The organism is Blautia fusiformis (genome assembly GCF_020686995.1).
GTDB lineage: Bacteria > Bacillota > Clostridia > Lachnospirales > Lachnospiraceae > Blautia_A > Blautia_A fusiformis.
Genome location: NZ_JAJEPT010000034.1, coordinates 1 through 5,794, shown reverse-complemented (window position 1 = coordinate 5,794; position 5,794 = coordinate 1). Strand labels below are relative to the sequence as shown.

General features: G+C 45.9%; 3 protein-coding genes and 3 pseudogenes. 1 reads left to right on the top strand and 5 read right to left on the bottom strand.

The genetic code is table 11. The features are described 5' to 3' along the window. From LKD46_RS16830 to nhaC, 4 genes and pseudogenes are all read right to left on the bottom strand, one after another. Positions 1 to 164: pseudogene (locus LKD46_RS16830) on the bottom strand (sugar ABC transporter permease); the annotation flags it as partial. 35 nt (positions 165 to 199) lie between these two features. Beyond that, the gene (gene iadA, locus LKD46_RS16465; RefSeq protein ID WP_015526031.1) at positions 200 to 1,360 is read right to left on the bottom strand and encodes a beta-aspartyl-peptidase; all 1,161 of its coding nucleotides are present in this window, start codon (positions 1,358 to 1,360) and stop codon (positions 200 to 202) included. A gap of 53 nt (positions 1,361 to 1,413) precedes the next feature. Then, positions 1,414 to 1,905, bottom strand: a complete 492-nt coding sequence (locus tag LKD46_RS16460; RefSeq protein WP_015526032.1) for an amidohydrolase family protein — start codon at positions 1,903 to 1,905, stop codon at positions 1,414 to 1,416. A 5-nt stretch (positions 1,906 to 1,910) separates the two neighbouring features. Continuing rightward, the gene (gene nhaC, locus LKD46_RS16455; RefSeq protein ID WP_015526033.1) at positions 1,911 to 3,356 is read right to left on the bottom strand and encodes a Na+/H+ antiporter NhaC; all 1,446 of its coding nucleotides are present in this window, start codon (positions 3,354 to 3,356) and stop codon (positions 1,911 to 1,913) included. A gap of 336 nt (positions 3,357 to 3,692) precedes the next feature. Between nhaC and LKD46_RS16930 the strand changes: the two are divergent. Further along, positions 3,693 to 3,920: pseudogene (locus tag LKD46_RS16930) on the top strand (IS1634 family transposase); the annotation flags it as partial. 149 nt (positions 3,921 to 4,069) lie between these two features. Here the strand turns inward: LKD46_RS16930 and LKD46_RS16450 are convergent. Next, positions 4,070 to 5,398 (bottom strand): annotated as a pseudogene (locus LKD46_RS16450) (IS1182 family transposase); the annotation flags it as partial. Positions 5,399 to 5,794: the final 396 nt, after the last annotated feature.

The window sequence follows — 5,794 nt, the reverse complement described above, 5'->3', positions numbered from 1 at the left end:
TCGAAGATAACCGCTGCCAGAAGAACCATACCTTTAACAACCTTCTGGATATTCTGGTCAATACCCATGATACTCATGCCAAGATTCAGAACACCCATCAGAAGTGCACCAATGATAACACCAGGAACTGTACCGGTACCACCATAAGCAGAAGCACCACCAATAAGTCAATCACAGTCCTTCTCCTGTATGTTTTTCCTTACTGCTCGAATCTGCCCTTCATCTTCACTTCCTGCTCCCACACAGCGACCTTGCCGCGGGCAAACAGGCTGTTGATGTTGAGATTCTCATCCAGTACCAGAAGGTCTGCGTCTGCGCCTTCCGCTACACAGCCCTTGATTCCTTCTTTGCCAAGGAGTACGGCCGGAGTGCTGGTCAGAAGCTGTAAGGCATCCTCCAGCGGCATGCCCTCTCTTACCAGGATCTGGATGGTACGGTGCAGATACTTCGGGGACGCGTAGGTCAGGCCAATGCACTCGCCCTCTTCGTTGAAGCGCGGCTGGCTTCCGAACGCGTCACTGGACATGGTTACATGATCCAGGCTCACATCTTCGCGGTGCAACAGCTCATAGAGCTTCAGAGCATCGGATTCGACCTCCACATCATCGGCGCCGGCGGTGCAGTCAATGTAGCCGCCACGGCGCACCAGATCCGCGCCGGCATCAATCAGTCCAGGATTGCGTAAGATGTGGGTCGGCAGCAGGTTCTTGGCTGGAACGTCGGAATGATCCAGCACATAGAAAATCGGATCCAGTCTTCCCTCTCCGTCACCCATGTGCATGGTTACCAGGCCAGGGGTATTGCTGAGTAAGCCGGCTCTGCGCGCTGCAGTAGCCAGCGCGATCAGCTCTTCTCCGCCTGGGTTGGAGCTTCTGTGGTCCGATACCGCTACCTTCACACCGATCATCGGTGGAACCAGGATGATATCGCGCTCTACACTTCCGGTCAGGGTGGTCGGCGGGTAACCATAGGAACTGGTCAGAGTGTACACGGTCATGCCCTCTTCGGTCAGGGCGCGAGCTTTTGCGACCAGATTTTCCACACTGCGGGTTACGCCATCGGTTCCCAGAAGTCCGACTACCGTGGTAATACCATTTTTGAAGAATTCACTGAGCTGGGATTCCGGTACACGGGATGCCGGCCCCTGCTCTCCGCCGCCGCCTGTGATATGCACGTGCATGTCAATGTAAGCCGGAACAACGGTCTTTCCCTCCAGATCATAGGTTTCCACTCCCGGAAGTCCCTCATATCCCTCAATAGTATCCTGCATCAGAAGGATTTTTTCCCCCTCAATAAGGATATCTTTCTTTCCCAGTTTCTCCGGTGCGTACACATTCGCGTTTTTCAGTAACTTGATCATAATGTCAATTCTCCTGTCTCTTTCTTTTCCGCTTTTCTATTTCAAAGCTTCTGTCAGTCTGTCTCAAAGGTGCCTTTTACCAGTGCTTTTCCATACTCCACCATTTTCTGTCCACGGACAAATACCGTATCTACCAGAAATTCCTCATCCAGGATCACAAGATCCGCGTCGCTGCCCGGACGGATGCAGCCCTTTTTCGGGAATAATCCGTTGGCTCTGGCCGGGTTCTCCCCGCAGATGCGGATGGCTTTTTCCACCGGAACCCCTGCCTTTACAGCATCACGCACTTCCTCATGCAGGGAAGAAAGCCGTGTAACCAGAAGCTTTGCGCCGCCCCCGCCAATCACATGAACATGCTGGTCCACATAACCAGGAATTACCATTTTTCCATCTGCAGAAACAACTTCCACCGGAGCAGAAAGTTCCGGTGGATCGATGTGTTCTGCCACAGAAAATACTTTTTCATCTACGATCAGGATATCACGGATTCCTTTTGGATCCGGATCATACAGATTCGCGTTTTTAATCAAAAGCACTCTGGACATCGTATTTAGTTCTCCTTTTTCTTCTCATCATCGAGCTTGGCAATACCAAATCCGGTAAAGCCCCAGATGATTGCAAAAATCCAGCCGGTGTAGCACAGGATTGCCCATGGAAGGTAATCCAAAGTCTCTACGCCAAGGGTGGAAGCCATGTAAGCACCTGCTGCGGACCACGGGATCAGCGGTACAACTACGGTACCGGCATCCTCAAGGGTTCTGGACAGGTTCTTTGCCGCAAGCCCGCGCTCTTTGTAAGCGTCACGGAACATCTCGCCCGGAATCAGAATGGCAAGGTAAGAGTTACCGGTGGTCAGTGCCATGGTAATGCAGGCTGCAACGGTTGCGGTGATCAGCGCACCGGTACTCTTTGCCACGCTTAAGATCTTCTGGAGTACCACATCCAGACAGCCAGCCCGGCTCATGATACCTGCGAAGCAGAATGCGCAGAATACCAGAAGTGTGGTGCTCATAATGCCGTTCATACCGCCGCGGTTTAACAGCTTGGTTACGGCCTCGGAACAGGTCTCGGTGTCAAATCCTGCACGGTGGATCATGGATACATCAAAACCGTTTACGGTTGCCTTTAACACATCTCCTAACGCTACGTGCTGAATGAAGACACTCTCCAAGCCTGCTACAAAAGTAGAAAGAAGCATAACCGGAATGGTTGGCTTCTGAAGCAGGGAGCCGCCCAGCACGATCACTACCGGAATGATGATCAGCAGGTTCCAGCTGTACATGGAAGAAAGCTGGCTTAATAAAGTAGTAACGGTGTCAGAAGTAATATCTGCGCTTACATCTGCGTTCATACCAACAATGGCATATACCACCAGGGAAACGATGGTTGCTGGGACAGTGGTGTAGAACATATGTCCGATATGCTCATACAGTGTGCTGCCTGCCGCGATCGGAGCCAGGTTTGTGGTATCGGACAGCGGAGACATCTTGTCACCAAAGTAGGAACCTGCGATGCAGGCGCCTGCAGTAGCCGGAAGGGATACGCCAAGGGCGCTTGCGATTCCCATCAGGGCAACACCCATGGTTGCAACGGAACCCCAGGAGGTACCGGTAACAACCGAAACCACTGCCTCGATCAGGAACGCGGTAACCAGCATGAATTTCGGGTTTACGATCTGGACGCCGTAATAAATCATCATCGGAATGGTACCGGATGCCATCCAGGTACCAACCATAGCGCCAACACATACAAGAATCAGGATGGCAGGCATGCCCTTTGCGATCTTGGTGCAGATCTCATCCATCATCTCATCCCAGGTAATGCCTACACGGAACGCGATAAATGCTGCGATTGCAGCTACCATGATCAGAAGCGGCTCTGTGCTGTAGCCGAATACGCCTTTTCCGATGGTAAGGATCAGGAGCATTGCGACGATCGGTGTGATCGATTCCGCAAAAGTGGGCAGACGTTTGGCCCGTTCTTTCTTTTCTTTCATTTGTAGTTTCTCCTTTTAGCCTCCTTCGTGACAGTTTCACATTTTATCACGGCAGAGTATTAAGATTTGGACTTATTATATCAGAAAAGATAACGGGCAACAACTAAAACTTTATATTTTTTTATTTTCTTGTTACACGGGAGTTTGACACATTGAAATTCAAAAAAGTACCGCAAAGCCTTGAAACAGGCTTATTTTTTTGTCAAATTTTTATTTTTATTATATAGTAATATTTAGTGATATGTACTATAACAGTGGAAGCGGTAATTATTGTGCGTATAACAACATCAAAATCAAAAAATTCCGAGTCCTTTTATATCACTCAGTCCTATACAAATCCGGTTATTAAACCGCGCTTTGAAAGGAACTTATACTACAGAACAATTGCTCCATATTTTAAAAGACATAAAATTTGCAGATGTAGAAGAACAGGGTTTCATGCCGGTATATGAACGTCAGAAAATCACTGACGATCTCCACGAAACCTGTGGATTCAGAACAGACTATCAATTCATAACAAAACGGAAAATGAAAGGAATTCAGAAAAAAAGTAAGCGGAGATAAAACATTACTATGTTTCGTGTATGCAGATAAAAGTGCCACACCCCTTGTATTTGAAGGGCACTGAAAAACTTCCATTTCTTCTTAAGTGGAAGTTTTTCTTTTATATTATTTTCAAATCTTTACTTAGGAAAATCATAAAAAGCTATGGTTTACTCCATAGCCAGCTCATCTAATCTTACTATTCGTTTTACATTTGCTGTAAATGCCGTAAAATACATTTGCAGATGCATAGCAAATAAACCTCTCGAATCTGCTTTACGCAAACCGTGAGCTTCCTTTAGTTCTCCATTCTTTTCTTCTATCCTGTGCCGAATCTTCATTCGCTCCTGAAAATATTCGCTTTCTTCAAATTTAAGCCTTTCAAGATTTTTCTCGCTTGCTTGCGTGATACTGTAGCTTCTTGTTTTAGCGTTTGATCTTCCTACACGGCATTTTTCTCTTTGGGGACATTTCCGACACGTTACTTTGCTAAATATATATCTTAAATAAGTATTCCCATTTTTTGCCGTTCTTTTTTCTACACGCGTGGAAAGCTCTCCGGCAGGACACTGCAGCATCCCAGCATCTTTATTAAAGCAGAAACCTTCCTCAAGGTTCCCGTTTGCTGCAGCAGCTACTGCTGTATTGGTTCTGGCAATCAATGTAATCTCTTTTCCGCAGACTTCCAGATTGTCATCACTGACATATGCCATATCGCCTATAACTTCTGTAACTTTTATTCCATTTTCCTTCGCGTTTTCTATCAGTTTTGGTAATTCCTGCCCATCTGGTGCTCCTCCATCTGTTACAGTGATCCCCGCAATGAGACGTTCTTCAGTCATCGCAAGATGATTCTTATATCCATAGAACGTACTGGTTGCCGTTTTATGTCCAAACCGTGCATCTTTATCATCTTTGGATCGGATCTCTTTGAGCCGCTCATCTTCTAGTAGTTCTTTCATTTCATGAGAAAGTTTCTGTATCTTTTTATTTCCACAGGATTTTATTCCTTCCTCCAGAACCTGGAGTAGTTCCCTAGTATAGGCAATTTCTTCATCCAGTCCTGCTTCCAAAGAGGGTTTCTCAGGAAATCGCTCTGATAATTCAAAAGCTGTTTTATAAACCTCTTTCCGAAGTTGTTTGCTCATATCCCGCAGAATCTGCGTTGGAGATTTTGCCCAGACAGAAGCAATTGTATGGGTGGAATCAACGATAATGGTTCCCGATTTGATCAGATTTTTATCCAAAGCCTGTTGAATGGTTTCTTTTAACATTTCTTCCAGAATATCTTCTGTAATACGAGTTTTTCTGAATTTTGTGAGAAGACTGGGATCTATCATTTTTGCTTCTGGTTCCAGGTCAAGGAAAAATTTATATGCCATGTCCGTCTGGGCGCTGCTAATCAGGGCTTCGTCAGAAAGATCATACAGTTTTTTCAGGAAAAGCAGTTTAAACATCATTTCTGGTTCCTTTGCCGGGCGACCGAAATTTTCACAAAAAAGCCCAATTCTTTTTTAGAATCAGACTTTTTCAGTGCCCTTTTAAATATGGTTTTGATTTGGTTTTGTAGCATAAAAAAATCTCCTTGTAGTTGTATTTGCATCGTGCAGATGCTTCTTTAACTACAAGGGCCGCTCTCACTACTTCTAAAAACCAATCAGTAGTGAGAGCGGCCGCACATTTGAGTTGAAGTGTCAACCCCTATTTAGGGAAAAACTAAAAAAGAGGTTAGACCTCATGTATAAGATCTAACCTTGAAAATTAACTAAATGACATTGACCAGTGAACAGTAACAAAATAACCTTACATAAAACAACCGTATATACACCCAAAAACAGCAGGTTCCGGATCACTCCGAAAACCTGCTGTCCTGATTCGCTGACTATTATTATTTT

What these genes read in the sequence shown, in the direction of transcription:
- iadA (WP_015526031.1), bottom strand. Translation starts at nt 1,360, where the DNA reads ATGATCAAGTTACTGAAAAACGCGAATGTGTACGCACCGGAGAAACTG.
- LKD46_RS16460 (WP_015526032.1), bottom strand. Translation starts at nt 1,905, where the DNA reads ATGTCCAGAGTGCTTTTGATTAAAAACGCGAATCTGTATGATCCGGAT.
- nhaC (WP_015526033.1), bottom strand. Translation starts at nt 3,356, where the DNA reads ATGAAAGAAAAGAAAGAACGGGCCAAACGTCTGCCCACTTTTGCGGAA.